Raw genomic sequence first — 1664 nt, forward strand, 5'->3', positions numbered from 1 at the left:
AATGCTTGTCTAAAATTGGAATGGCTTCAAGTTGTTAAAGAAAATTAAAAGCTTGGGGAGTGTAGGAGGAAAGAATCGACCGTGACTTTTCAAGAACTAATCGAGAAAGGTGGGCCAGTGATGTGGCCTCTGCTGGCTTTATCGCTGCTGTCTCTAGGCACTATTTTTGAGCGCCTGTGGTTTTGGGCAAGAATCTTGACTAAAGAAAGAGAAACTGTGGATCGGGTGCTAGAAGCAGCAACTCGCAACTGGGGAGTTGCCACTGAGATTGCTCACCAAGCCAGAAAACAGCCGATTGGGCGCTTTCTGTATGCTCCCTTACGACTTTCTCACCCCGATCCAGAATTGTTTAGGCTGGCACTGGAAGCAGCCGCAGACGAGGAATTGGCTTCGATGCGCCAAGGCGACAAAATTCTAGAAGCAGTGATTGCCCTTGGTCCCCTACTAGGATTGTTGGGAACCGTGTTGGGATTGATCAGATCCTTGAGTGGTATTCGCCTCGGCGATCTCGGAACATCTTCAACCGCTGGAGTGACTCTAGGGATTAGCGAATCTCTGATTAGTACGGCGGCTGGGCTGATAGTCGCCATTACTAGCCTTGTTTTCTATCGGCTGTTTCAAGGTTTTTTGTTTAACCAAGCCAAAATTTTCCGGAGAGCGGGAAATGAGCTGGAGTTAATGTACCGCCAGGAATGGCCTAAACTTGGTATCGATCGTCATCCGATGAAGGCGAAAGTAGAAACTTCAGATACGGCTGAACCCTAGAAATCCATTGTCATTGGTCATTAGTCATGGGTTATTAGTGAGTAGCAAAGAATTAGAGACTAAAGACTCATGACTTTTTAACTTCCCCTGTTGTTTGAACTTATGAAGATTAACTTGGATACTCCGGGTGATGACGCCCGAATTGAGATTATTCCCCTGATCGATGTCATCTTTTGTATCCTGACGTTCTTTTTGTTGGCAGCGTTGCAACTGACTCGTCAGCAAGCAATTAGCGTGGATTTGCCCAAGGCTAGTAGCGGCACTCCGCAAATGCGAGAGATGTTGATGGTGAGCTTGGATGATTTTGGTCAAATTTACGTGGAGCAACAGCAGATCAATTCAAAAGATCAGCTAACTCAGTCGTTGCAGAATTACCGCTCGACAAATCCAAATGGGTTGATGGTGCTGTACGCTTCTCGGACTGCAAGTTACAACGATGTCATTCAGGTACTGGATTTGCTGAGAGATGTGGGAGGCGATCGCGTGTCTTTAGCGACTCTACCCGGGTCCGGTGATGCGGCGGCTGGCTCTAATACCCAGGTTCCTACGGCTCCTGGTACTCCCGGTTTAGCTCCCTATTCCGGTAACGCTCCCATCCAACCTTATAATCCTTATGCGCCACCCAGCCCATCAGCCAATCCATACAATCTGGGTCAGCCGCAATTGCCGGTGGCTCCGGGACAACCAGGGACTAATCCCACAATTCCCGGTACTGTACCCGTGACACCGACTGTTCCGGCTCCCCAAGGGACTGATTCTGCTCCCAAGAGGTAGGGGCAATTCTGCCAATTTACAGAGGTCGAGGCGCGATTGTTTGTTTAAGGTAGGGATAATCAAAAGATTTTTTCACGCCTCAACTTCTGGATAGGAGGTTTATAAATATGGATTTAATTGATGTG

At 48.0% G+C, this 1664-nt stretch carries 2 protein-coding genes; both read left to right on the forward strand.

The window, feature by feature from the left end:
- The first annotated feature begins 81 nt into the window (after positions 1–81).
- A complete protein-coding gene (locus H6F50_RS07350) occupies positions 82–765 on the forward strand; it encodes a MotA/TolQ/ExbB proton channel family protein (RefSeq protein ID WP_190411811.1) in 684 nt (227 codons plus the stop codon).
- Between the two features lie 102 nt (positions 766–867).
- Positions 868–1539 (forward strand): biopolymer transporter ExbD, encoded by a 672-nt coding sequence (locus tag H6F50_RS07355; protein ID WP_190427989.1) that lies wholly within the window; start codon positions 868–870, stop codon positions 1537–1539.
- Positions 1540–1664 lie beyond the last annotated feature (125 nt).

Origin of the sequence: Coleofasciculus sp. FACHB-712, from assembly GCF_014695635.1 — a bacterium.
Lineage (GTDB): Bacteria > Cyanobacteriota > Cyanobacteriia > Cyanobacteriales > FACHB-T130 > FACHB-T130.